The organism is Candidatus Zixiibacteriota bacterium (assembly GCA_040752595.1).
In the GTDB taxonomy this organism is placed as follows: Bacteria; Zixibacteria; MSB-5A5; order WJJR01; family WJJR01; genus JACQFV01.
In genome coordinates this window covers 53,025-79,255 of record JBFMGX010000016.1, presented here as the reverse complement: position 1 = coordinate 79,255, position 26,231 = coordinate 53,025, and the positions used below count along the sequence as shown (strand labels likewise).

Genomic DNA, 26,231 nt, shown 5'->3' with positions numbered 1-26,231 from the left:
AAGTCGCTCGCCACAGGCAGAGCACGCACCCTTGATGTGAAATGAGCCAGTCCATCCTCGCGCGATCTCCCAACTGGGTTGGCGATGCGGTGATGTCGCTCCCGTTCTTCGCGTCCTTGAAGAAGAACGCGCCCGACGCCAATGTCGTCTGCCTGACCCGGTCACATCTTGTCCCCCTCTACGCGGACGCCGAGGGTGTGGATCGGGTGATCATCCTCGACGAGTCTGCCGGTCGAAGTGGGTTGCGGTCCCAGTGGCGCAATGCCGGTGCGCTGCGAAGAGAGCGCTTCGATATGGTCTTCTGCCTCCCACCGTCGTTCGGCTCGGCCCTGATGCTCTGGATGGCGAGAATCAACGAGCGCGTCGGCCACGCTGCCGATGGGCGACGTTGGCTGCTGACACGGTCGCTTCCCTATGGCCGAAATGGTCATCGCCCACATCGGACGGATGGGTATCTGGCGCTCCTCGATCTGATTTGGCCGGGGAGCGAGAAAGTGCGGGCCCTTTCTTTTCGAGCGGGCAAGCACGTACAGGATAGAGTCTCTCGACTCTGGCAGCAATCCGGTCCCGTCGACTTCGAGTTGGTTCTGGCCGTCGGTCCCGGCGCTGCACAGCCGAACAAGCTCTGGCCGGACGAGCGCTTCGCCGCCCTGGCACGCCGTTGGATCGAATCCACCGGCGGGGCCGTGGTTCTCGTCGGCGGTCCCGCCGAGAGGGAACTCTGCACCCGTGTGGCGCGCGCCGTCGACAAACCGGCGGTGTTCGACTTCTCCGGGGTGGGTGATCTGGCGTTTTCCGCAGAGATCATCCGCCGTTCGGACATGTGTGTTGCGAATGACTCTGGTCTTTCGCACCTCGCCGCGGCCGTCGGTACACCGACCGTCGTGATCTCCGGCCCCGGCGATCCCGCTGAGGTCGCACCGTACACCCCCATTGCCGTCACCGTGAAGAAGCCGGTGTTCTGCTCTCCCTGCTATCGCAACGACTGCTGGCGTCGCGATCTGCCGCTCGAATGCCAGATGCTCGTCACTGTGGACGACGTCTGGAACGCACTCGTGGCACTGCATGCCCGCTCCGGTGGGGGCGGTTCTGAGCCCCGTACGATCGATGCTTAGGGGCAGGTCTCAAAGCTGCCCCCACAGAGGGGTCCGCGTGTGCCACCCTCGGGTTGACTGCCGTCGCTTTGACGGGTATGTTCGCTCCCGGGTGTCAGCAATCACGACGCCCACTGGAGGGTTATGAAGGATCGACTACTCACCACAATCGACTTCTTGAAGTCCCGGGGCGTCACCTATGCCGACATCCGGTATGTCCGCACAACCACCGAGAACATCAAACTCACCAATGAGACGGTGGACACGCTCTCTCGTGATCTCGATCAGGGATTCGGCATCCGGGTCCTCGCCGACGGTGCCTGGGGGTTTGCGTCCTCGGCGATCTGCACGCTGGGGGAGATGCGCAAGGTCGCCGGTCGGGCACTGGCGATTGCCAAGGCCAGCGCCCTGGTCAAGACACACGACGTGACGCTCGCGCCCCTGGTGCCTGCCACCGGACGTTTCGAAACGCCGGTGACGCTCGATCCGTTCAAGGTTCCGCTGTCGAAAAAGCTCGAGCTTCTCTCCTTCGTCAACCGCGTGTTGCGCCGGGATCGCAAGATCCAAGTTGCCGAAGCGTCGATGGACTTTTTCCGTACTGAGAAGATCTTCGCCTCAACTGAGGGTGCCCTGATCGAACAGGTGCTGACCGAATCGGGAGCGGGGTATACCGCCACCGCGGTCGACTCGGGAGAGGTTCAGCGACGCTCCTATCCCAACTCGCACCGCGGCGACTATGGGACCGGCGGATACGAGTTGATCGAGCGCATGAATCTGAAGGACGAGGCGGAGCGCGTCCGCGAGGAGGCGGTTGCCCTTCTGACCGCGCCGGTCTGCCCGTCGGGCTCGCGCGACATCGTCATCGGCGCCTCGCAGATGGCCTTGCAGGTGCATGAATCCTGCGGTCACCCGGCCGAGCTTGATCGCGTGCTCGGAACCGAGGTCTCGCTGGCCGGCGGGAGCTTTCTGACCGTCGATCAACTGGGGAAACTCCGCTACGGCTCCCGGCTGGTGAACATCGTCGCGGACGCCACCACGCCGGAGGGGCTGGGGACATTCGGATACGATGACGAAGGTGTGCCGGCCCAGAGAACCGATCTGGTCCGCGAAGGGGTCTTTGTCGGTTACCTGACGTCGCGCGAGACGGCGCCGGTGATCGATCGGACCTCGAACGGTACGATGCGCGCCGACCGTTGGAATCGGATTCCATTGATTCGCATGACCAATATCAACTTGGAGCCGGGGTCGGTCTCCTTCGATGATCTTCTCGCCGATTCCGACGGGGCGTTGTTCCTCGACACCAACAACTCGTGGTCGATCGATGACCGCCGCTTGAATTTCCAGTTCGGCGTCGAGGCGGCGTGGGAGATCAAAGGCGGACGCAAAGGACAACTATATAAGAACGCTCTCTACACCGGGATCACGCCGGAGTTCTGGAACGCCTGCGACGCGATCTGCAACCGCGATCACTGGCATGTGTGGGGTGTTCCCAACTGCGGCAAAGGGCAGCCGATGCAGGTGGCGCGGGTCGCGCATGGCGCCGCCCCGGCGCGTTTTCGCCAGATCACCGTGGGGGTGAGCCGATGATCGGCAAAGACAAGATTGTCACGCTATTGGGCGACACATTGGCGCTCAAACTGGCCGATCAGGGCGAAGCTGTCTTCGTCGGCTCCGAGTCGGGGCTGACACGATTCGCCAATTCCATCATCCACCAGAACGTCGCTGAGACGCAAAGCAAAGTGTTCTTCCGCGTCGCCATGGGCCGGAAGCTCGGTGTGGCATCGACCAACTCCCTGTCACGCGGCGACTTGAAAGCGGCCTATCGAGCGGCGATCAAGATTGCCAAGGCGCAGAAGGAGAATCCGCACTTTGAGTCCTTGCCGGGACCGGCGACATATCCGGACGTCTCCACCTTCTTCAGTGAAACGGCGAAGTTCACGCCACGTTCCCGTGGGCTCAAAGTGAAAAGCATTGTCCAAGTAGCGTCACGGCGGGGGTGCACGGTCGCCGGATCGTTGACCACAGGGACGGGCGAAGTCGCGGTCGTCAACACGCGCGGCGTCGCGGCGTATCAGCCGCTCACCTCGGCATCGCTGTCGGTGATCGCCATGACGAAGAACTCTTCGGGGTATGCCGAGGGTCTCTCCCGCGACGTCGGTGCGCTCGACGTGCGCGCCGTGGCCGGGGCAGCGGTGGACAAGGCGGTCGCCTGTGCCGACCCCGAGACTCTATCTCCCGGCGAGTACGAGGTCGTGCTCGAACCGGCGGCGGTGGCTGCACTCATGGAGTGGGTCAACTACATCGGCTTTGGCTCGAAGGCGATGCTCGACGGCACCTCCTTCATGTGCAACAGGATTGGACAGAGAATCACCGGGGAAGAGATCAGCATCCACGACGATGGTACCGACCCCGCAGGCGTGGCAATGCCGTTTGACTTCGAGGGTGTGCCGAAACGGCGGGTGGAGCTGATCACGGCCGGTGTGGCCAAAGGAGTCGTCTACGATTCCCTCACAGCGTCCCGGGGAAAGACGGTGTCTACCGGTCATGCGCTGACACCGGACAGTTCCGGCGAAGGCGCTCTGGCGCTGAATCTGTTTGTGGCCCCAGGCGATTCCTCGTTGCCGCAGATGATCGCCGGTGTCGGCGACGGGCTTCTGGTGACCCGGTTTCACTACATCAACGGCTTCCTGGACACGCCGCATGCCGTGCTGACGGGCATGACGCGGGACGGCCTGATGCGGATCAAGGACGGGCGTTTGCAGGGGGGCGTGAAGAACCTGCGTTTCACAGACAGCATGCTGAGGGCGTTTGGCACGGTGAAAGCGCTGTCGGCCCAGCGGCAGTGCATCAACGCCTGGTGGGATTCACTGGGGTGCATCACCGCGCCGGCCGTGCACTTGGGATCGTTCCGTTTTTCCGGCCAGACCGGGTTCTGACCCCGGGTCGAGGGCTGCCTCGGCTTTGGACCTCCGGCCAAGGGGTATGACGGGACCATACGACTTGAGAACTCTCTCACCCGCTTGGACCTCCGGTCCAAGCGACCCCTCCCGCAGGGAGAGGTTATGATACAGGTGCAACCGGCGGCGCCGATTCTCGTAAATGGAACTATGACGGTCCGAGATGCACAACCTGAGCCGCTTTCCCCGCCCATGCGGGGCATGCGGGCGCGCTGTCACGCCCATACCGTGACCGGCACGCGCATCATCACGCTTGCCGTCTTGGTGGTTGCCGCGGCCGCGTGGGACGCATTCGTGCCGAGGACGGCGCGGGCCGACGGGACCATTGAGATTGCTGATCTGTCGTCACGAGATCTGGTCCATCGCTACTTCACGGTTGATCGGGATCTGGATGTCACGATCGCGGCGGTGGGTGCGGCCTTGGAATCGGGGCAGAGCTTCTTTGCGTACCCTTGGATTCTGGATGCCAAGACGCGCACCATGGTCTGGTCCCTGGATGAGGAAATTACCGAACCCGTTCCCGACTCGAAGTCGCTCCGCCGATTCGAGGGTAACGTGAGGTTGCGGCGGGGGTCGTACGAGCTGTACTACTATGTCGGCTGGCCGGACATCTTTCCCGGTGGATTCGACGGTGAGAATCTGGGGGAGGTTTTCAAGCGGCTCGGCGAGGCGCTATCGCGTCTGGGAAGGGGTGACAAGAACGACGGACTGAGCTCTCTTGCTCCCCGCTATCACGTCGTGATCACGGGTGACGCCGCGGCCCTGCGGGAGACCGTCGCGGGGACGCAGCGCGCACCTGCTGTCGGCCTTGTCCGTCCCGGCAACGATTCGTACCGACAGGAGGGATTCACGCTTCAGGCCGACTTGGACCTTGAGATCTACGCGATCGGGGAGTATTCCCAGTCCGGCGACGCGATGGTCGATTGGGGATGGATCAACGATGCCCGGCTCGGTCGACGCGTTTGGGTGATGACCCGGGAGAACACCGATCTGGCCGGCGGCGCGGCGAAAAACAGACGATTCCACGATCGCGTGCACCTGCCCCGCGGGGACTATGTCGCCTTCTATGTGACCGACGATTCCCATACCTACGACGACTGGAATGCGCCGCCCCCCTATGATCCCGGGGCGTGGGGCCTGCAGATCATCCCGATCCATGAAGCGGAGCGCCCGTTGATTATCCCGTATGAGGGCGGAACTTCCCGTGCGGCCTTGCTCCGGATGGTCGAGATCGGTGACAACGAACTGAAGTCCCAGGCGTTTCGTCTGACGCGGGCCGAACCGCTCCGCGTCTACGCGATCGGGGAGTATGACCAATACGACAACCGCATGGCGGACTACGCCTGGGTCGTCAAGGCAGAGAACAAGCGCAAGGTTTGGGAGATGACGTGGGACAACACCGAACCGGCGGGTGGGGCGAGGAAGAACCGCCAGTTCGACGGCATCGTGCATTTCGACGCCGGTGATTTCCTGTTGTATTACAGTTCCGACGGCTCGCATTCCTACGCGGGGGGATGGAATACATCGCCGCCCCACGATCAGCAATCGTACGGTGTCACGTTGTTTCCCGCGACCGACGGCTTCGACACGTCGACCTTTGTGGTGGTACCCAAATCCCGGCTCAGGACGCCGGGCGTGATTGCGGCCCTCACCGAGGTCGGCGACGACGAGGAGCGCGAGCAGCGCTTCACGTTGAGTTCGCCCACCCGCGTGCACATTCACGCGGTCGGCGAGGGCACGAGATCGGGCATGAGCGACTACGGCTGGATCGAGGAGATCGGCACCGGGGACGTCGTCTGGGAGATGACGTACCGGAAGACGTCCCATGCCGGCGGCACCGAGAAGAACCGCGTCGTCGATCAGACGATTCTATTGGACAAAGGGGAGTACCTGCTGCGCTTCGTGACCGACGATTCCCATGCCTTCGGCGATTGGAATGCCGCCCCGCCGGAGGATCAAGCGGGCTGGGGGGTCACTCTGACTCTGGCCGACCAGGCCCCGAATTGAAGCATCGTGGGTGATTGATCGTTCTTGGGAAGCTGTCGCATCAACCGCACCGTCATGTGTCATGGAGCGCAGTGCGGCTCCGCGGGAGCGTCGCCCTCCCGGTGGGTTCCGGTCGGTCACTGGGGTGGGCGCCTTGCGGAACCTACTCCCGTGGCGTCTGGAAGCCGATGTTCTTTTCGTCGACCCCGGCCAGCTTGATCGCACCGAAGGCAGATTCGTACTTCTTGATGTTCTCCTCCAGGGCATTCTGGAGCATCTTGGCGTGGGCCGGGGTCATGATGATGCGCGCGTAGACCTTCGATTTCGGCGATCCGGGCGTGACCCGGGCGAAATCGATAACGAACTCCTGCGGCGAGTGCACAATGAGCGCGAGATTGGAGTAGATCCCCTCGGCTTCTGTCGGTCCGACTTCAACGTTGATTTGCGGTCTGCCTTGCACGGTAAATCCTCCTTGTGTACGTGCGCTGCCACGGTATACCATCCGACGATGAAAGTCAACCGTGGCTCCCCGTCGAAAGCGACAGATGACCGTACCCGTTCACTTGGGGATTGAGCCCCTTTTGGATCGTTTCGCCGGGCAGAACGTCATTGTGCTCGGTGACGTCATGCTGGATGAGTACTGGTGGGGAAGGGTCGAACGGATTTCCCCCGAGGCGCCGGTTCCCGTCGTCGCTGTGGAGCGACAGGACGCCAAGCTGGGGGGAGCCGCCAACGTGGCGCAGAATATCCGTTCGCTGGGAGGCACGGTGGCGCTCCTGGGCGTCGTCGGTCGAGATCGCCCCGCCGATACGATACGTGAACAACTGGCGGCACAAGGTCTGGGGACCGACGGATTGCTCGTGGACACCTCGCGCCCGACGACGCTGAAGACGCGGATTGTCGCGCACCACCAGCAGGTCGTACGGGCCGATTTCGAATCGACGACCGAGATCGAAGCGTCCGTATCGGAGCGGATGTCCGCGTTGTGCGAGCAGGCGCTGGATCAGGGCGCGGCGGGACTCGTGATTTCCGACTATGGCAAAGGCGTGATCAACCGACCGCTGCTGGAGCGCGTGGTGAGCGAAGCACGGGTGCGCGGCCGCTTTGTCGTTGTCGATCCCAAGGACACGCACTTCCCGGCGTATCGCCGTGTGACGACCCTGACGCCGAATCACCATGAGGCCGGTTTCGTCGCCGGTCGGCGAATCCGGGACGAGGAATCGTTGCGTGCGGTGGGATTCGATTTGTTGCGCTCGTTGGAAGCGGACTCGCTGCTCATTACCCGCGGTGAGTTGGGGATGGCGCTGTTCGAACCGGATGGTGACGGCCGCATGACCACCATCCCGACAGTCGCGCGTCAGGTCTATGATGTCACGGGGGCGGGAGATACGGTGATTGCCGCCGTGGCATTGTGCCTGGCGGCGGGCGGAACCATGTTGCAGGCGGCCTACACCGCCAACGTGGCGGCCGGTGAGGTGATCAAGGAACTGGGTACGGCTCAGACCACGGTCCCGGCCATCCGGCGGGCGTTGCAAGAGATCCCTGAGCCGATCCTCAATCAGACCGCATGAGGGAACTCCACCGCGGTGCATGGTAGTCCGACCTCTTCTTCTAGAGGAGGTCGATCCGCCGTCAGTGGATCGGCTTGTCCTGAGCGGAGCGAAGGGGTGAGGGCGCTTTGGGCTCATCCGTGCTGTCGACAGTTGCGATGTGACGATGGTGCCGACTGACAAATCGACTAATTGGGGCGTGGTGTCACTCGCAACGCTGGTGCGTCTACGGCGGCAGTGGCGCCGGCGCGGACTGCGTGTCGTCTTCACCAATGGTGTCTTTGACGTGCTTCATCGCGGTCACCTGGACTTATTGGTCCAGGCGCGCGGTTACGGCGATGTGCTGGTCGTTGGTCTGAACAGCGACGCTTCGACGCGACGTCTGAAAGGTCCGGGCCGTCCGGTCAATTCCCAGCGCGACCGCGCGGCCTTGCTGGCGTCCCTGCGGCCGGTTGACTGCGTCTGTCTGTTCAGCGAGTCGACGCCGCTGCGACTGATCCGCGAGCTGCATCCCGATGTCCTCGTCAAGGGAGCCGAGTACGACCGTGACGCGATCGTCGGTGCGGATCTCGTCACCGGCTGGGGTGGAACGGTTAGGCGGGTGCGGATGCGCGCGGGATACTCCTCGACCAACCTGATTCAGTGCGTCGCGACATCCGGCCGTCGCGCAAGGTCTTAGACGACGGGGGCACGGACGCCGGTCCTGACACAGGGGACATTTCCCTTGACAGTGGATGCAACTTGGACCAATCTCAACACGTTGCCCCAGCGCGCCGGCCAGGTCACCTCCGGGCACAGGGTGCACGAGTGTACGGCGGACTGAGAAAGAGCAGGGACCTGTGATTGGTGGGCACGACTATCGCAAGCGGGCCGCGGCAATCCGGACATGGCTGGGCAAGGAAGACCTCGATGCCCTGATCACGGCGGAATGCGCGCAGTTACAGTATTTGATCGGCTACACCGGCTCCAATGGTCTGTTGATCATGGGAGAGAGCCGCGCGGATTTTCTGACCGACGGTCGCTACCGTGAACAGGCCGCCCGGGAAGTCAAAGGCGCGAGGATCCATGTCGTGTCCGGTGATCTGGCCGGTCACCTGGGGCGCATCTCGTGGTTGGCCAACAGCCGCCCCAAGCTGGCGTACTGCCCGCAGCAGGTTTCGGAGGATCGCATCCGGATTCTCCGGTCCGCGCTTCCCAAAGCGCTGTTCGTGCCGGTCGACGATCCTGTCGCCCCGCTGAGACAGATCAAGGATGCGGCGGAACTGGCTCTGATCAGACGCGCGGCGGCGATCACCGATGCCGCATTTGCCGCGGTGTTGCCGGTGATCCGCCCCGGGGTCCGCGAACGCGATGTCGCCGCCGAGTTGGAGTACACGATGATGAAGGCCGGTTCGGAGAAGACGTCGTTTGAGACCATCGTGGCCTCCGGTCCGCGGGCCGCGCTTCCCCATGGACGGGCATCGTCCCGGCGCATACGGGCCGGGGATTTTGTGACGCTCGATTTCGGTGCCACTTACAAGGGCTATGTGTCCGATCTGACGCGGACCGTCGTTGTGGGGCGTGCCACCGCGCGACAGAAAGCGGTGTACAACTTGGTGGCCCGTGCTCAACGCGCGGCGGTCGCCCGGGTCCGGTCCGGAGTCGTGGCCTCGAAACTGGACCGGGTCGCCCGCGGCATTATCGAGAAGTCCGGTCACGGCAGACGGTTCGATCACGGTCTGGGCCATGGCATCGGACTGGTCGTGCACGAAGGGCCGGCAGTGAACGCCAAGAGCAATACCGTTCTAAAGCCGGGCATGGTCGTCACCATTGAGCCGGGCGTGTACTTCCCCGGCTGGGGTGGCGTGCGGATCGAAGATGACGTTCTCGTCCAAGCGCGTTCGGCGGACGTGCTGACATCGGCCGATCGCACGCTGTTGGAACTGTGATGGCGCGAACGGGACGATGTCTGCCCTCGTCCGGTGCAGGTGAATGTGATGAATGAGGATACTCTCCGACGCCTGATTAGGATCGTGGAAGAATCCCAGATCGACTCACTGGAGATCCGGCGCTTCTTCCGTACGATTCGCATCACGAAGAACCGCGCGTGCCCGGACCAGCCGTTGATCGTGCCGTCCGCGGGGGCTCCGTCTGCCGTCGTTCCCGCCCACGTGACGCCGGCGACGGCACCGACCACGGTGGAGGCCCCGGTTCCGACTCCGTCCCACTATCTGGAGATCAAGTCGCCGATGGTGGGGACGTTCTACCGCGCACCCTCGCCGTCGTCGCCTCCGTTTGTCGACGTCGGGCAGACCATCAAGCCGGGAGACGTCCTCTGCATCATTGAAGCGATGAAGTTGATGAACGAGATCGAGGCCGAACAGGGCGGACGGATCGCCAAGGTGCTGGTGGAGAACGCCCAGCCGGTGGAGTTCGGCCAACCACTCTTCCTGCTTGATCCCACGGCGTAGGCATTAGCTTCAAGTCTTGAATGGCCGGGTTCTGCGGTCGAGTCCCAGCCAACAGAACCGTAATGTCGGGTCGCCCAAGGGCGAGGCATCGCCTCGCCCCTACAGATGATCCGGACGTGGGTCGCAGCTGCTACGGTCTCCGCCGAGTTCATTCCTGTGGATGTCCTGCCGATACCCAGTATGAGAGGGCCCCGAGAATCGTGCGACGGGGTCGCAGGGATTGAAACGGGAGACGGCAATGGCACTCAAGGCGTTGTTGGAAGAGATGATGGCGCGGGGCGCCTCCGACCTTCATCTGCGAGTCGGCGTGCGTCCGTACCTGAGGGTCGATGGGCAACTCATGGCACTGGAAGCCCAGCCCCTGACGACCGAACAGATCGAGGAGACGCTCGGGCAGATCCTCAACGAGGAGCAGCAGCGCCGCTTCGCCGGTCGGATGGAAATGGACGTGGCGTTGGGCGTCGCGAAGTTGGGACGATTCCGCGTCAACCTCTACCGGCAACGCGGGACGCCGGGAATCGCGCTGCGCGCCGTGCAGACGACCATCCCGTCGTTCGCGGATCTGCACCTCCCGGACACGGTACGACGTCTGTGCCAGCTGCGTCGCGGATTGATCATCGTGACCGGGACGACCGGATCGGGGAAGTCGACAACGCTGGCAGCGATGATCGAGGAGATCAACGCCTCGCGGGCGGAGAACATCCTCACGGTGGAGGACCCCGTGGAGTACATCTTCCGCGATCGTCAAAGCATCGTCTCCCAACGCGAGATTGGCGGCGACACGGAGTCGTTCGCATCAGCGCTACGACATGCCTTCCGGCAGGACCCGGACGTCATTCTCATCGGCGAGATCCGCGATCTGGAGACCATGATGATCGCGCTGATGGCGGCCGACACCGGTCATCTGGTTTTGACGACGCTGCACACGCTGAACGCCGTCGAGACGATCTCACGCATCATTTCCTTCTTCCCGCCGCACCAGCACCAGCAGGTTCGCTTGCTGCTGTCGGGCACATTGCAGGCGGTCATCTCCCAACGGTTGCTGCCGCGGATCGACGGCCCGGGACGTGTGCCCGCCATTGAGATCATGTTCGCCAGCGCGGCGATCCGGGATGCGATTCTCGATCCCGCCAAGACCAATCTGATCCATGATCTGATCGAGAGCGGCTCGACCCAGTACGGGATGCAGACCTTCGATCAATCGATCATGCGCTGGTACCGACAGAACGTCATCGCCTACGAGACGGCCATCGTGAACACGACGAACCCCGACGATTTCGACCTGCGGCTGCGCGGGATCACCGGCGCCGCCGATCGCGGCTGGCGAGAATTCGAAATCAGCAACGGGTGACGCTGTCGCCATCTCCGAGCTTTCCTGCGGTACGCGTCCCATGGCGCATCCGGCCGCGCCGGGGCAGATGCGCTCTCACCGGTTTTTTGTTTGACTTATCGGACCATTTCGGATATTAAGGGCGGCCCGCCGCGGACGTTGCGGTTGGTTCGTGTGTCGATTTCCTGTCGCCGGGGTCCGGACCGGCACTACCTCAGGATTGTGGATGGGCGAGGATCGGAGTCCATCGGTCGGTTGACATAGGAACAGCACGTCCCCGTTGGGGCATATCCACACGTCCAGAACGTGTAACGTGAGGGAATGGCGATGCAGTATTGCGACTACTGTGGCGCGGAGATCGAGGGAGCTCCGCTGCGCCGCAAGAAACACGTGTATTGTTCCCGGACCTGTGCGGAAGAACACGAGTTTGAGATCGCGGCATCGGATGACGATGCCGAGCTTGAGGTCGAGGAGGAAGAGGAGGAAGAAGAGCCGTACGATTGAATTCCGACCCACGGGTGCTCCGGACGCGGTCGCTCGGGACCCGACGGGATGGGCGGTCCACCCAACGCAGTCGGATAGACAGCGGCCGTCAAGTCCTCCCCTGTTCTGTTCCCTCTGACCTCAGGCGGCATCGGCGGCAGGCCGGAGGTCGCTTGCCATGTTCAAGAAGATTCTCATCGCCAACCGGGGCGAAATCGCCCTGAGGATCATTCGGGCCTGCCGCGAGCTGGGGATCCCCACCGTCGCGGTGTACTCGGAGCCCGATCGCGAATCGCTGCACGTGCGCTTCGCCGATGAGGATGTCTGCATCGGACCTGCCTCGCCGTCGCAGTCGTACCTGAACATGAAGCGCATCATCGCCGCCGCGGAATTGACCGGCGCGGAGGCCATCCATCCCGGTTATGGATTCCTGGCGGAGAACGCCGAGTTCGCCGAGATTTGCGAAGCATGCGCGCTCACCTTCATCGGTCCGGCGCCAGACACGATTCGGCGCATGGGCGACAAGGCGGTGGCTCGGCAGACCATGACGGATGCCGGTGTTCCCGTCCTGCCGGGTTCGCAGGGGCCGGTATCCGACCTCAAGGAGGCCCGGGCGGTCACGGACGCGGTCGGTTTCCCCGTCATCATCAAGGCTGCGGGCGGCGGTGGTGGTCGCGGCATGCGGATCTGCCGCGAGCCGTCGGAGTTGGAGGCGTTGATCGTCGCGGCTCAGGGCGAGGCCAAACTCGCATTCGGGAACGGCGACGTCTACATCGAGAAATACCTACAGGCACCCCGCCATGTCGAATTCCAGGTTCTCGGGGATTTGCATGGCAATTTGGTGCACTTGGGCGAACGTGACTGCACCATCCAGAGGCGGCACCAAAAGCTGATCGAGGAGTCTCCGTCGCCCGCTATCGATGACGCGGCCCGCCGCCGGATGGGTGCGGCGGCCCTTCTGGCGGCCGATGCCGCCGCCTATCACTCCGCCGGCACAGTGGAGTTCCTTGTCGACCAGGACGGCAGCTTCTACTTCATGGAGATGAATACGCGCATCCAGGTGGAGCATCCCGTCACCGAAGAGCAAACCGACATTGATCTGGTCCAAAAGCAGATTCTCATTGCGGCCGGTGACACGCTGGGCATCGCTCAATCGGATGTCAGATTCTCCGGGCACACGCTGGAAGTGCGCATCAACGCGGAAGATCCCGACAACGACTTCCGGCCGTCTCCCGGCAAGATCACTTCGCTGCACGTTCCCGGCGGGCACGGTGTGCGGGTCGATACGCATGCCTACGCCCGGTACACGATTCCGCCCTACTACGACTCGCTGTTGGCCAAGCTGATTGCCCACGGCAAGAACCGCGATGAGGCGCTCACACGCATGCTGGGGGCCTTGGACGAATTCGTGGTTGAGGGGATCCACACGACCATCGGCTTCCACCAGAGGGTCCTCGACAGTGCCGAGTTCCGCTCGGGGCGGTTTGATACGTCGTTTGTCGAGCGGTTCCTCCCCGGAGCGCGCACGCCGCCCTCCCCGGAGACTACGTCCCTCTCGGCGGCACCCACCGTGCCCTCACCGTCGGCCTGAGCTCTCGCTTCTCCTTGGGGCCGTAGCGAAATGAACGGGCGAAAGAGATCCCTCACCCGATCCGTCCTCTGGACGGATCGACCTCTCCCGGAAGGAGAGGTTGAGCTTCCCCTCTCCCCTCTGGGGAGAGGGCAGGCTTGCCCTGAGCGACTTGTCCTGAGCAGAGTCGAGGGAAGCCGAAGGGGTGAGGGGTCGTCACCGTCGCATTGCACATGCCGAAGCCCCAACGCACCTTGAGCTTCTCAGTTTGTTAGACGTCCTTACCAGAAATCATTGTCAGATTCGCCGCCGGCGCGCTTGCTGACGTGACCCGTTTGGGGTATGTTCTGGCTTTCGATGGGAGGCGACGTGATCAAGGACAATCTCAAGTATACCAAGGACCATGAGTGGTTGCTGGTCGAGGGTGACACCGGCACGGTCGGTGTCACCGATTTTGCCCAGGCCGAACTGGGTGACGTGGTGTACGTCGAGCTCCCGTCGGTCGGCACGCGGGTGGCGGCGGCGCAGTCATTCGGCACCATTGAAGCAGTCAAGGCGGTCGCAGAGTTGTTCGCTCCGGTCTCGGGAGCCGTGTCGGCGATCAACGCACGTCTGGCGGACGAGGCCGGTCTGATCAATCAGGACTGTTACGGGGACGGCTGGATGATCAAGATCAAGTTGTCGGACCCGCAAGAGGTCGACCGCCTGCTGACGCCGAAGGAATACGGCGAGTTGCTTGAGCAGCATTGACTCTTCCCCCCGATAGGTCCGCTCACGTGTCCTATAGTCCGCACACCGATGACTCCCGCCGGGAAATGTTGCGCACCATCGGGGCGCAGTTCGAGGATTTGATCGCCGCCATCCCGCCGGAGATCCGGCAGAAGACCCCCGCCAACATTCCGGCCGGATTGTCCGAGGCCGAAGTGCAGGAGCTCGTCGAGTCGCTGGCGCGCCGTAATGCCGTGGCGCCCGAGGTTGTGTCGTTTCTGGGCGGAGGTGTCTATGACCACCACATCCCGGCCGCGGTCGACCATGTGGGATCACGATCCGAATTCTATACGGCGTACACGCCTTATCAGCCGGAGGTGGCCCAGGGAACGCTCCAGGCGACCTATGAATTCCAGTCGTTGATCCGCCGTCTGACCGCGATGGATGTCGCGCAAGCATCGATGTACGATGGCGCATCCGCCGTGGCCGAGGGTGCGCTGCTGGCAATGGCGCAGACGGGACGCCGGGGGATCGTCCTGGCTGGGATGCTCAATCCCCGCTATCGCACCGTCTTGGAGACATACCTGGCGGCGCAGGATGCCAAGATCCAGGACGCCATCGCGGCCGACGGCTGCACGGATTTCCCGTCACTGGAACGACTGGTCGGAGAGCAAACAGCGGCGATCATCATGCCATCGCCAAACTATTTCGGCGGCATCGACGATTGGCGCAAAGCGGCGGACGTCGCCCACGCCACGGGTGCGCTGTTGATGGCCGTGTTTCACCCAATCTCTTTGGGGTTGTTGACTCCGCCCGGCGACGCGGACGCCGACATCGCCGTGGGCGAGGGGCAATGCCTTGGCAATCCTCCATCATTTGGAGGACCGCTCTTGGGGCTGTTCGCTGTCCGCCGTGAGTTCATCCGTCGCCTTCCGGGCCGGCTTGTGGGTCGGACCGTCGATGCCAACGGGCGGATGGCATTCGTGACCACTCTGCAGACACGTGAACAGCATATCCGGCGCGACAAGGCCACCTCCAACATCTGCACGGCGCAGGCGCTGTTGGCCACGCGCGCTGCGATTTACATGTCGCTGTTGGGCCGACAGGGGATCACCGCTCTGGCGCAGACGTGCTGCGAACGGGCACACTACTTGGCCGAGCAGATTGCGGGTCTCGATGGTTTCCGCGTGCCGTTCGGTCGCGCTTTCTTCAATGAATTCGTAATCGAAGCACCGGTGAGCTCCCGCGTTGTCCTGGCGCAGTTGCGCCGGCAGGGGATCTTGGGCGGGATCGATCTGGCCGGGCGGTTTCCCGGTTTCGACCGCCGGATCCTCGTTTGCGTCACGGAGAAACACTCACGTGAGAAGCTCGACCGCTATGTCCGCGAGTTGTCGGCGGCCACCAGCGGCACAGGGGAAAGATCCAAGGCGGTGCCCCAGGGTCTGTCGCCGAGCCCCTGATCTTCCGTCATTCACCGGGTGAAGCCGTGCGTATTCGCAGTCTGCTGACAATCCTGTTCCTGGTCTTCTGGGCTGTCCCTCTGGCTGCCCAGGAGCCGTCGGACACGGTTTCGACCGGAATCAGCTGGTTCAATTCGCTTGCGGAGGCCAAACCACTGGCTGACTCCAGCAAACGTCAGGTTCTACTGGCGCTTTACACCGACTGGTGCCGCTGGTGCCGGGTCATGGACGAATCGACCTTCGCCGATCCCGGGGTCATCGACTTGGAGAAGCGACTCGTGTTCGTGCGGGTCGATGCCGAAATCGATACCGCGACGGCGCGGCGTTTTGCCGTCTGGGCCTACCCCACGATGGTGCTGACCAATAGTGAAGGGCAGGAAGTGGACCGCGTCGTGGGGTATGTTCCTCCAGCGCAGTTTCGGCAGACGATCGTAGACTACCTTGAGGGTCATGGTGTCCTGTGGGATTGGGAGCAGCGCGCCCGGGACAAGCCGGGCGACCCGTCCGCCGCATTTGCGCAGGGGGAGATCTACATGCGTCGCGGCGATTTCGCCAAGGCGCGGGGGCAGTTCGATCAGGTGCTGACGCGCGATCCGAAGAACAGCTCCGGACGCGCGGACGACGCTCTCTTTGCGATGGGCATGATGCACCGCCGCGAGGAAAGCTGGTACAAGGCCATTGAGGAGTTCAAGCAGATTGCCAAGAAGTTCTCGAAATCGGAATGGCTCGAGGACGCGGCCATCTACATTCCCTGGCTCTATGCGCAGGCGGGCGACACGTCCGAGGCCCTTCGCCACTACCGGGCATTCCTGAAGGACTTCAAGGGCTCACAGGAACGGGAGTGGGTCGAGGGGCGTATCCGCCAATTGGAGCCCCAGCCCGCTGAACCGACCCAGTGACAGCGGGGAGTGCGCCGATGAGGGATCCGGACAACACGACCATATTCGACCTCTCGGCCGCAGGCACGGTCGGGGTCACGATTCCCACGTCCCAAGTTCCCGCCATCGGCCCGGTATGGGCACTTCCGTCGGAACTGCGCCGCGTGTCCGCGCCCGACTGGCCCGACGTCTCAGAGATCGAAGTCGTGCGCCACTACACGCGATTGTCGACGCGCAACCACCACATTGACAAGAACACCTATCCTCTGGGGTCGTGTACGATGAAGTACAACCCCAAGATCAATGAGCGCGTGGCGTCAATCCCCGGGATGGCGCGGCTGCACCCGGAGAGCCCCGATTCCGACTGCCAGGGGGCGTTACAGGTCCTGTGGGAGTTGGCGCGCGACCTGGCGGAGATCACCGGCATGGATGAGGTGCGCTTGCAGCCCTCCGCCGGGGCGCAGGGAGAAATGGTCGGGCTCTTGATGGCGCGCGCCTATCACCGTCGCCGTGGTGAGGACCGTCGACGCGTGATCATACCCGACTCCTCGCACGGAACCAATCCCGCCTCGGTGACGCTCACCGGCTTCGAATCCGTGGCGATCAAATCGAACGATCAGGGGCTGGTTGACCCGGATGTGCTGGGGCAGGTGCTCGATGAGACCGTGGCCTGCATCATGTTGACGAATCCGAACACGCTCGGGTTGTTCGAGCGCGACATCGTCCGCATTGCCGCCATGGCGCATGCGCGCGGCGCGTTGCTGTACAACGATGGCGCCAATACGAATGCCCTGCTGGGGCTGGCCCGCGCCGGCGACATGGGATTCGATGTCCTGCATTTGAACCTGCACAAGACATTCTCGACACCCCATGGCGGCGGTGGGCCGGGTGCGGCTGCGGTCGGTGCCAAGCGCGAATTGATACCCTTCCTGCCGGGCCCGGCGATCGTCCGATCCGTCTCGGACGGTGCAGAATCGTATGCCCGGGTCGCCCCAGGGCCGGAGTCCATCGGTTCCGTGCACTTGTTCTTCGGCAACTTCGGCGTCCTGGTACGGGCCTACACCTACATTCGTAGCCTGGGGCCGGATGGACTGGCCGAAGTGTCGCGCGATGCGATCCTGGCCGCCAACTATTTGCGTACGCTCATTCGGGATGCCTACGACATCCCCCATCCCGGCCCCTGCATGCACGAGTTCGTTGCCTCGGCCGCGCGTCAGAAGAAGCATGGCGTCCGCGCCGGTGCCATCGCCAAACGGCTCCTCGATTTCGGCGTGCATGCCCCCACGGTCTACTTCCCGCTGATCGTCCCCGAGGCGCTGATGATCGAGCCGACCGAAACGGAGAGTCGGGAGCGGCTCGATGCCTACGCCGAAATCCTGCTACAGATTGCGCGTGAGGCCGAGACCGATCCCGAACTTGTGAACTCTGCGCCCCATGACACCCCGCGTTCGCGGGTCGATGAGGCCCGCGCCGGTCGCGATCTCGATTGCGGCTGATAGCCCCTCGGGCGAGCAGTGATCGGACTCCGTCGACGCTACTGCCGGCGGAGCTTTTCGCTTATCATGGCCTCCTGTGTTGTATCGCTGTGACCAGGTGTCGGCAACGTACGCGCCAGATCAGGGCGATGCCATTCCCGCCTTGACCGACGTGTCTCTGACAGTCGTTTCCGGCGAGCGCGTGGCGATCGTCGGCCCGAACGGCTCCGGCAAGTCGACACTCGCCTTGATTCTCGCCGGTCTTTTGGCTCCGACTCGGGGTCGCGTGATCGTCGAGAGCGGGCAGGCAATTCCGCCGTACGGTGCCATCGTCTTTCAGTCGCCCGAGGACAACCTGATCGGGGCGACGGTCTTGGAAGAGATGATGTTGACACTGGAGCATGTGGTCGATGGCGGCCCCGTTGAGGCGATTGCACGAGAGACGCTGCAATCCTACGGACTCGGCAATCTGATCGACCGTTCCACCGACAGTCTTTCGGGAGGAGAAAAGCAGAAGGTCGCGGTGGCCTGCGCACGCGCGTCGCAGCGTCGGTTGATCATACTCGATGAGCCGACCTCGCATCTCGATGCATCGGGTCGGCGGGAGTTCTTCGCCTATCTGGAGGCGGCAACTAAAGGAGGAGTTGGTGCGGCCCCGGCGATGGTCCTGGTCACCCAGTATGAAGAAGAGGCAAGACGGCTACCGCGGATCATCGCGCTCGACGCAGGCAGGATCGTCTACGACGGCCCGAGTGCAGGTTGGGCCGGCGCGCAGAATGACCATGGACCCGGTCTGCCGGTCCCAAAAGCGCCTCCTGATGCCCCGGTGATCGTACGTGCGCGGGGATTGCGACAGGTCGACTCCCATCTGTGGCCGATTCCCGATCATCCCCTCGAAGACATTACCGTTGAGATACGAGCGGGGGATGCGATTGGGCTGTGCGGTCCGATCGGTGCCGGCAAGACCACGCTGGCATTGCATCTGGCGGGACTGATTGAGCGGTGGGAGGGGGAAATGACCTGGTGTGACATGCCCGGTCATGAAGCACCCGCGATGGTGATGCAGTTTCCCGAGCGCCAGTTGTTCTGTTCGACGGTCCTCGATGATGTAGCTGTGGGACCCAAAGCCCGCGGGCTGAAGTCGGGTGAGCTGGCAACGGCCGTGACGATCGCACTTGATCGAGTCGGGCTCCCTGCGGCGACGTTTGCCCGACGCGCACCGTTCTCGCTCTCCGGTGGCCAAAGGCGACGGGCGGCGCTCGCCGGCATCGCGGCCATCCCATCGCGTCTGTATCTTTTGGACGAACCCCAAGCGTCGCTGGATGCTGAAGGCCAGGCAAGTCTGGAATCGCTGTTGCGTGACTGGCTGGAGCGTCGGGCCGCCTACGTGATCATCTCCCACGACCTCGAGTTTCTCCGGCGGCTGACACGTCGTGTCTGGGTCTTGGACAAGGGGCGGATCATCTTCGACGGAACGTGGGCGGCGCTGGAGAGGCACGGGGGAGTTCTCGATGCGATCGGGTTCCGATGACACACCCCGAACGCAACCGCCGCAAAAAGGGTGGACTTGCGCTTCGACGCACCGTTTCTTACCACCGCCTTTTAACCCGGCCCGGCGAGGCCGGGAAAGGATGATCGGCAACAATGGGGCTCGGCACGACTCCCACCGTCACCTCCAGATCCCGTCCGATCGGCGAAACCCGAAGACCGTTGCACGTGGGGAGCGGGGATGGTCGCTGAACTGATCTCCTCTCGCCCTGTGATGGACGCCGCCGCAATGCGCCGCGCGATCGAGCGCATTGCTCATGAGATTCTCGAACACAACGGCGGCGTCAATGACGTCGTGCTGATCGGAATCCGCACCCGCGGAGCACCGCTGGCCGATCGGATTGCCGCGGTGATCGAACGTGTCGAGGGGCGTTCGGTGCCGGTCGGCTATTTGGACATCTCGTTCTATCGCGACGATTTGGCCGGCTCGCTGGCTGCTCCTGTGGTTCAGAAGACGGAGATTCTCTTCGGTATCGCCGGCAGGATCGTCGTTCTGGTGGACGATGTTCTGTTCACCGGCCGGACCATCCGTGCCGCTCTGGATGCGCTGATCGACCTGGGACGACCCCGGGCAATCCAGTTGGCGGCGCTGGTTGACCGCGGCCATCGGGAATTGCCGATCCGCGCCGACTATGTCGGCAAGAACCTGCCCACCTCGCGCAGCGAGCAGGTGGTCGTGCAGTTGCTGGAGTTTGATGGGACAGATGGTGTGATCGTCGGACGTTTGGCGCCGCGTCGTAGGGCCGCCGCGGAACCGACGTTGGATTTCGGTCTCGGAGACAACCATTGAAGTGGACGCGTAGGTCAGGAGCCCTGCTTGCAGTGAGCGGAGCCGAACTGGGCTCCTGACGTTCGGGGATGAGACATGGTCGTATCTGATCGCGAACGCAGGGCAGGCGGAAGTGCGGAGACAGGACGGGGGCGTCGACCGGCCCCGATTGCGCCCATGGCCTCCGATGCGACGCCGGCACCACCTCCCGGACGGCTGCGAATCCGCCATTTGCTGGGATTGGAGGGCGTCTGTCGCGAGGACATCGAGAAGATCCTGACGACGGCGGAGTCCTTCAAGGAAGTGCTGGATCGACCCATCAAGAAGGTTCCGCCCCTGCGCGGGCAGACGATTGTCAACCTCTTCTATGAGCCCTCCACGCGCACACGCATTTCATTCGAGCTGGCGGAGAAACGCCTCTCCGCCGATGTCGTCAATTTCACGACGGCCGCGTCCTCGGTGCAGAAAGGGGAATCGCTCCGCGATACCGTCAAGAACATCCTGGCGATGAAGACCGACGTGATCGTCATTCGCCATCCGTCGCCGGGGGCGCCGCACTTCCTGACCCGTGCCACCGATGCGATCATCCTCAACGCCGGCGACGGTGCCCATGAGCATCCGACCCAGGGACTGCTGGACATGTATACCCTCTGGGAGCGCTGGCGGACACTGGAGGGGAAGCGCGTTCTCATTCTGGGCGATGTCCTTCACTCCCGGGTGGCGCGTTCGAACATCTGGGGGCTTTTGACCATGGGCGCCCAGGTGGCGGTGTGTGGACCGGCAACGCTGGTCCCGGCCTGTCTGGCCGACTTGGGCATCGAGGTTTTCACCGACGTCGACGCGGCCTTGGACACCGGTTTCGATGCCGTCAACGTGCTGCGCATCCAGCGCGAACGACAGAGTTCCGATTTTCTGCCCTCGTTGCGGGAATACGCCCGTCTCTTCGGGATTGATGCCGCCCGTGCGTCGCGTCTTCGTCCGGGGGCGCTCGTCATGCATCCGGGACCGATGAACCGTGGGGTGGAGATAACGTCCGAAGTGGCCGATGGTGACGCCTCCGTCATCCTCGATCAGGTCACGAACGGGCTGGCGGTCCGTATGGCCGTTCTCTACTTGTTATGCGGTGGACAGGTACCGGCGGCAGCCGCACGGGAAGGCGAATGACATACCGCTCCACATTCCGCGCGGTTGGCGTGATCGTCGGTGGACGGGTGATTGATCCCGCTTCCGGTTTCGACGGCGTCGCCGACGTGATTCTCGACGGTAAGGGAAGAGTCGAACGCATCGAGCGCGCCGGTCGTGACCGTCGCTATGAACGCGTGCCTGGGGCGGTTCTCGATGCCGGCGGCATGATCGTGGCCCCGGGATTCGTCGATCTGCACTGCCACTTGCGCGAGCCCGGTCGCGAGGACGAAGAGACTGTGGCGAGTGGCTCGGCGGCCGGTGTTCGCGGCGGATTCACGACGCTCTGCTGTATGCCGAACACCGAGCCGGCGATTGCCGATCAGGAGACGGTGCGCTTTGTCCTTGATCGCGCCTCCTCGGCGCCGGGGCGTGTATATCCGGTCGGAGCGATCACCCGCGACCGCGAGGGCAAATCGCTGGCCGAGATCGCCGAGATGGTCGCGGCGGGCGCCGTGGCTTTTTCCGATGATGGAGCGCCGGTGGCGTCGGCGGGGCTGCTGCGCCGTGCCATGCAGTACGCTCACATGTTCGGCGTGCCGATCGTCGAGCACTGCGAGACGCCGGAGTTGTCCGGCAATGGCGTGATGCACGAGGGTCTTGTGTCGACCAAGCTGGGGCTGCGCGGCATCCCGGCGATCTCCGAAGAGATCTGCGTGGCGCGCGACATCGCGCTGTCCCGGGAGACGGGAACCCACCTGCACGTGGCGCATGTCTCGACCGCCGGCTCCGTGGCCATCATCCGCGCCGCCAAAGCCGCCGGTGTGAACGTGACCGCCGAGGTCACGCCTCACCATCTCATGCTGACCGACGACTGGGTCGCCCGGGATTTCGATCCGCTCTACAAGGTCAATCCGCCGCTGCGGACCGCGGACGACGTCACGGCGCTCCGCGCGGGGTTGGCGGATGGAACGATCGACTGCATCGCCACCGATCACGCGCCGCACGCCGAGCAGGAAAAGGATGGGGAGTTTGATCTGGCACCGTTTGGCACGGTGGGACTGGAGACGGCGCTGGGTGTCTGTGTCAAGGCACTGCGGGAGACCGGCTTGATGGAGTGGTTGCTGCTGATCGATTGCTTGTCGCGTCGCCCCGCTCAGGTTTTCCATCTTCCCGCGGGCGCCATCGCGCCGGGTGCACCCGCCGACATCGCAATCATCGATCCGGATGCGCGCTGGACCGTGACGCCGGATCAACTGACCTCCAAGTCCAAGAACTCCGCCTTCTACGGTTGGGAGTTGACGGGCTTGGTGAAGTCCACGATCGTGGACGGGCGGCTGGTGCACGAGTCCAATGGCGCGCGTGGCCGGGCGCTGCCGTCGTAGCTGTGATGATGCCCCGAACATGAACCCACGTCTACAAGGGGCACAGCCTGCTGTGCCCATAACCCCTATGTTGACGAGGCGCCCTATGGGCACGGCACGCCGTGTCCCTACGTTCAAAGGACCGTTTCATGCGTGTTCCATTCCTTGATCTGAAGGCCCAGTATGGGACAATAAAACCCGAGGTCGACGCCGGGATCGCCGGGGTCGTCGCGGACTGCGGCTTCATCCTCGGCAAACACGTGCAGGAATTCGAAGCGCATTTCGCCTCCTACTGCGGCGCGAAGAACTGCATTGCGGTCAACAGTGGAACCTCGGCGCTGCACCTGGCGCTGTTGGCCGCCGGTGTCGGGCCGGGGGATGAAGTCATCACCGCCGCCAACACCTTCATCGCCACCTGTGCGGCGGTCTCCTATTGCGGCGCGACTCCTGTCCTGGTCGATGTCGATCCCAAGACCTACAATGTCGATCCGTCGGCTCTGCGCAAGGCCGTCACGCGGAAGACCAAAGCGATTCTGCCCGTGCATCTGTATGGGCGTCCAGCGCCGATGGACGCCATCAATGCCATCGCCGACGAGAAGGGGATTGTCGTCATCGAGGACGCTTGCCAGGCACACGGCGCGTCGTACCAGGGGCGACGTACCGGACAGTGGGGGACAGCCGCCTGCTTCTCGTTCTATCCAGGGAAGAACCTGGGCGCCTACGGTGAGGGCGGCGCGGTAGTCACCGACAATGACGCGTGGGCGAGGCAAATACGCATGTGGCGTGATCATGGTTCGTTGCAGAAATACCACCATGACGTCCTCGGGTACAACTATCGGATGGAGGGCATCCAGGGCGCGGTGTTGGACGTGAAATTGCAGCACTTGGATCATTGGAACTCAGCCCGGCGGGCCCACGCCGCCCGCTATCGTGCGAAACTCGCCGGTGCCAATCTTGTGTTGCCCCCTCCTGATGATGACGCGCAATCGGTCTATCATCTTTTTGTTGTGCAGGTTGATGACCGCTCCCGTTTCCAGGAGGACCTGAAGGCCGAAGGAATCGATACCTTGATTCACTACCCTATCCCGGTGCACAAGCAGAAAGCGTATGCGCAGATGAGTTCGCTGCGCTATCCGGTCACGGAGACGTTGGCGGGACGGATTGTCTCGCTGCCGATGTACGCCGAGTTGACGGACGAGCAGATCGACCATGTCGCCGCCGTCGCGCGGCACTCCGTCGATCTCTAATCGTCGCCCACCCCATTCCGGTCATGACCAAACCCTCCCGCCGTCCCGACGCCCGGCCAACGGCTCCGAAGACCCGGACTGCGTGGGCCGGATGGACGCACTATCTGCAGGAGAAGCGGTGGCAGATCGCGGCGGTTCTCCTCGTCGCATTGTTAACCCTGGCGACACGGCTTCCGTACCTCGGTGCCGATGCGCCGTCGGACGTGTCTTGGAGCCAGGACTTGCTCACCGATCCACCGCAGTACACGGCCTACGCGCGCAATGCGATCAGTTTCGGCGAGTGGAACCCCCTCAACGATGAGAAGTTGGTCTTCTTCCGGAAGAACATCACCGGACTATTCGCGTATATAGTATTCACCGTCTTTGGCACCGACATTTCCACTGCGAACCTGACTGCGGTCCTGCTGAATCTCGTGGCCGTCGGATTCCTGGCGTGGGGCGTCGGCCGGGCCTTCGGATATCTCGCCGGAGCGTGCGCCGGATGTTTCCTGGCGGTGCACTACTTGTTCGTTGCCTATAGCCGCCAGCCGTTTCTGGAGGTTGCCGCCAACGCGTCGTTGGCGGTCGCCTTCTGGGCGGTCATCACCAGCGCGGGCCGATGGTGGTGGGCGATTGTGGCCGGGATCGTGGCAGGAATCGGAACCGTATTCGGCAAGGTCACGGCCCTGCACGCCGCCCCGATCTTCCTGTTCGGCGCGATCGTCGTCGGATTCTCCGAATCAGGACACACGTCGTCGGGCAACCTGGCGCGTTGGCGACGGGCGATTGGCTACGCCGCCGGCATGGGTGTTGTCACCCTGATTTGGTACATCTTCGTCTACCAGTTGGCCTCCGCAGAAGTGCTGAAGTACTTGCGTGAGCAGTCGCGCAGTCTCTACGGCGACCCAGTGGGATTGTCGTCTCTTTCGGGCTTTCTGGGGATGTGGTTCTCGTTCGGTACGGACACCGGCATACTGACGCGTGCGCCGGTTGTCGGGATCATCGGCCTGATCGGCATGGCCACGATGACAGTGTGTTATGGACGGGTCACGACGCTGCGCCACTTCTTGACTCGCGTTCCGGCGGCGGTCTGGTTGATCGTCGGGTGGTTCCTCAGCGCCTATCTGGCATTCTCCCCGTTCAACTACCGCCCCGTCCGCTACCAAATCGTGCTGATTCTTCCGCTGGCCGCGGCCGCCGGCTGGCTGCTCCAATACTGGGCTGAGCGTTCGGGGCCGAGACGCGCGGCTGATCGACCGCGGGCGATCTGGTGGGTGACGCCGGTTCTGTTCGCCCTCGTCTCGATGGGCCTGCAGCATTTCCTGTTTGCCCCTCTCTTGGGCGGGTCGCGGCGCGTGTTCACGTCCACAAGCTACTCAGCGCCCCTCCTCGTCGGATTCGCGGTGGCGGTCGCCTGGATTGCTTGGGCCGGCCGGGCGGGTGCATCGACGACCGTTGGACGACGGCCGGGACTGCGCCCCTGGGTCGAGGTGATTATTGCCGTCATCTTGCTTGTGTCTCTCGTGGGTCAGGGTCGTCGTTTCGTCCGGTGGTGGGCGCATCCGCAGACGACCATTGCCTCGGCCAACCGGGACCTCAGTGTCATTCTCGGTCCCGGGGCCGTCGTGACCGGGGAGATGGCTCCCGCCTTGACCCAGCGGCGCGATTCGCCGAAGAGTCTGAACCACTTCTTTGTGCTGAAGGAATCGGAGCGTTTCTTCGCCGAACGGCCGATCACGCACGTCGTCGTCGAAGACAAGAGCGATGCGCCGTTCTTCAAGGAATACCCCCAGATCGCGCAGGCGGCCGAACGCGTGACCACTTACACGGTCCGGAACCTGCGGTACGCCGTGCTGCGTGTGGCGGAAATCGGCGGCAATCCGGAGGCCAGTAGCTACCGGCCGTCGTTCTTTGAGCGACTGCGGGGCAGTTTGGGTCAGCAGCCGCTCGACACGCTCCTCAAGGAGCTGACACAGCGGGTCGCCGATTCCGCCGACAACTTCTCCGGGTGGTGGTTTGCCGGCGACTTGTACCATCGGGCCAATCGCCCCGACCAGGCCATCTATGCCTACGAGCGCGCCCTGGCCTTCTATCCCGACGATTTTGTTTTGCTCGGGCAGACGGGCGAGGTTTATTGGCAACGCTACAGCACGGTCGGAGGCCCGTTGGACAAATCCCGGGCGGTCGACTACTGGAGCCGTGCTCTCCGGCTGGTGCCGGGTAACAAGTACCTGATTGATCGACTGACCATGGCCCGGTGA

22 protein-coding genes are annotated in these 26,231 nt (G+C 63.3%); 21 read left to right on the top strand and 1 reads right to left on the bottom strand.

What is annotated here, in order from left to right; translation table 11 throughout:
* Nucleotides 1–41 precede the first annotated feature (41 nt).
* The 4 genes from waaF to AB1792_05920 all read left to right on the top strand — a co-directional run bounded on the left by waaF (nt 42) and on the right by AB1792_05920 (nt 6,058).
* Nucleotides 42–1,115, top strand: a complete 1,074-nt coding sequence (waaF, locus tag AB1792_05935; protein ID MEW5701750.1) for a lipopolysaccharide heptosyltransferase II — start codon at nt 42–44, stop codon at nt 1,113–1,115.
* A 123-nt stretch (nt 1,116–1,238) separates the two neighbouring features.
* On the top strand, nt 1,239–2,681 hold the full coding sequence (locus tag AB1792_05930; protein MEW5701749.1) for a TldD/PmbA family protein: 1,443 nt from the start codon (nt 1,239–1,241) through the stop codon (nt 2,679–2,681).
* Nucleotides 2,678–4,030 carry a TldD/PmbA family protein gene (locus tag AB1792_05925; protein ID MEW5701748.1) on the top strand — a complete coding sequence of 451 codons (1,353 nt, stop codon included), beginning with the start codon at nt 2,678–2,680 and terminating at the stop codon, nt 4,028–4,030. Before AB1792_05930 ends, AB1792_05925 begins: the two co-directional genes overlap by 4 nt.
* A gap of 222 nt (nt 4,031–4,252) precedes the next feature.
* Nucleotides 4,253–6,058 carry a hypothetical protein gene (locus AB1792_05920; protein ID MEW5701747.1) on the top strand — a complete coding sequence of 602 codons (1,806 nt, stop codon included), beginning with the start codon at nt 4,253–4,255 and terminating at the stop codon, nt 6,056–6,058.
* 142 nt (nt 6,059–6,200) lie between these two features.
* Here AB1792_05920 and AB1792_05915 read toward each other — a convergent pair whose 3' ends face one another.
* Nucleotides 6,201–6,497 carry a DUF3467 domain-containing protein gene (locus tag AB1792_05915; GenBank protein ID MEW5701746.1) on the bottom strand — a complete coding sequence of 99 codons (297 nt, stop codon included), beginning with the start codon at nt 6,495–6,497 and terminating at the stop codon, nt 6,201–6,203.
* Between the two features lie 85 nt (nt 6,498–6,582).
* Here AB1792_05915 and rfaE1 point away from each other — a divergent pair, with 85 nt between their 5' ends.
* The 17 genes from rfaE1 (at nt 6,583) to AB1792_05830 (ending at nt 26,231) form a co-directional block, all read left to right on the top strand.
* The gene (gene rfaE1, locus AB1792_05910; protein MEW5701745.1) at nt 6,583–7,608 is read left to right on the top strand and encodes a D-glycero-beta-D-manno-heptose-7-phosphate kinase; all 1,026 of its coding nucleotides are present in this window, start codon (nt 6,583–6,585) and stop codon (nt 7,606–7,608) included.
* A gap of 145 nt (nt 7,609–7,753) precedes the next feature.
* Nucleotides 7,754–8,266, top strand: coding sequence for a D-glycero-beta-D-manno-heptose 1-phosphate adenylyltransferase (gene rfaE2 / locus AB1792_05905; protein ID MEW5701744.1), 513 nt, complete (start codon nt 7,754–7,756; stop codon nt 8,264–8,266).
* A 160-nt stretch (nt 8,267–8,426) separates the two neighbouring features.
* The gene (locus AB1792_05900) at nt 8,427–9,515 is read left to right on the top strand and encodes a Xaa-Pro peptidase family protein (protein MEW5701743.1); all 1,089 of its coding nucleotides are present in this window, start codon (nt 8,427–8,429) and stop codon (nt 9,513–9,515) included.
* Nucleotides 9,516–9,563: 48 nt separating this feature from the next.
* Entirely contained in the window at nt 9,564–10,037 is a 474-nt protein-coding gene (accB, locus tag AB1792_05895; GenBank protein MEW5701742.1) for an acetyl-CoA carboxylase biotin carboxyl carrier protein, read from the top strand.
* A gap of 238 nt (nt 10,038–10,275) precedes the next feature.
* Nucleotides 10,276–11,388: a PilT/PilU family type 4a pilus ATPase gene (locus tag AB1792_05890; protein MEW5701741.1), complete on the top strand. Its 1,113-nt coding sequence runs from the start codon at nt 10,276–10,278 to the stop codon at nt 11,386–11,388.
* A gap of 300 nt (nt 11,389–11,688) precedes the next feature.
* A complete protein-coding gene (locus AB1792_05885; GenBank protein ID MEW5701740.1) occupies nt 11,689–11,871 on the top strand; it encodes a TRASH domain-containing protein in 183 nt (60 codons plus the stop codon).
* Between the two features lie 157 nt (nt 11,872–12,028).
* Nucleotides 12,029–13,441, top strand: a complete 1,413-nt coding sequence (gene accC / locus AB1792_05880; GenBank protein ID MEW5701739.1) for an acetyl-CoA carboxylase biotin carboxylase subunit — start codon at nt 12,029–12,031, stop codon at nt 13,439–13,441.
* Nucleotides 13,442–13,789: 348 nt separating this feature from the next.
* A complete protein-coding gene (gene gcvH / locus AB1792_05875; GenBank protein MEW5701738.1) occupies nt 13,790–14,170 on the top strand; it encodes a glycine cleavage system protein GcvH in 381 nt (126 codons plus the stop codon).
* A gap of 26 nt (nt 14,171–14,196) precedes the next feature.
* Nucleotides 14,197–15,588: an aminomethyl-transferring glycine dehydrogenase subunit GcvPA gene (gene gcvPA, locus AB1792_05870; GenBank protein ID MEW5701737.1), complete on the top strand. Its 1,392-nt coding sequence runs from the start codon at nt 14,197–14,199 to the stop codon at nt 15,586–15,588.
* A 26-nt stretch (nt 15,589–15,614) separates the two neighbouring features.
* The gene (locus AB1792_05865; protein MEW5701736.1) at nt 15,615–16,487 is read left to right on the top strand and encodes a tetratricopeptide repeat protein; all 873 of its coding nucleotides are present in this window, start codon (nt 15,615–15,617) and stop codon (nt 16,485–16,487) included.
* Nucleotides 16,488–16,504: 17 nt separating this feature from the next.
* Nucleotides 16,505–17,962: an aminomethyl-transferring glycine dehydrogenase subunit GcvPB gene (gene gcvPB, locus AB1792_05860; GenBank protein ID MEW5701735.1), complete on the top strand. Its 1,458-nt coding sequence runs from the start codon at nt 16,505–16,507 to the stop codon at nt 17,960–17,962.
* A 97-nt stretch (nt 17,963–18,059) separates the two neighbouring features.
* Nucleotides 18,060–19,472, top strand: a complete 1,413-nt coding sequence (locus tag AB1792_05855) for an ATP-binding cassette domain-containing protein (protein MEW5701734.1) — start codon at nt 18,060–18,062, stop codon at nt 19,470–19,472.
* 198 nt (nt 19,473–19,670) lie between these two features.
* Nucleotides 19,671–20,279, top strand: coding sequence for a bifunctional pyr operon transcriptional regulator/uracil phosphoribosyltransferase PyrR (pyrR, locus tag AB1792_05850; GenBank protein MEW5701733.1), 609 nt, complete (start codon nt 19,671–19,673; stop codon nt 20,277–20,279).
* A gap of 156 nt (nt 20,280–20,435) precedes the next feature.
* Nucleotides 20,436–21,422 carry an aspartate carbamoyltransferase catalytic subunit gene (locus tag AB1792_05845; GenBank protein ID MEW5701732.1) on the top strand — a complete coding sequence of 329 codons (987 nt, stop codon included), beginning with the start codon at nt 20,436–20,438 and terminating at the stop codon, nt 21,420–21,422.
* Nucleotides 21,419–22,765 carry a dihydroorotase gene (locus tag AB1792_05840; protein MEW5701731.1) on the top strand — a complete coding sequence of 449 codons (1,347 nt, stop codon included), beginning with the start codon at nt 21,419–21,421 and terminating at the stop codon, nt 22,763–22,765. The genes AB1792_05845 and AB1792_05840 overlap by 4 nt, the downstream gene beginning before the upstream one ends.
* 128 nt (nt 22,766–22,893) lie before the next feature.
* Complete coding sequence (locus AB1792_05835; protein ID MEW5701730.1) at nt 22,894–23,991, top strand: DegT/DnrJ/EryC1/StrS family aminotransferase; 1,098 nt, start codon at nt 22,894–22,896, stop codon at nt 23,989–23,991.
* Between the two features lie 23 nt (nt 23,992–24,014).
* On the top strand, nt 24,015–26,231 hold the full coding sequence (locus tag AB1792_05830) for a hypothetical protein (protein ID MEW5701729.1): 2,217 nt from the start codon (nt 24,015–24,017) through the stop codon (nt 26,229–26,231).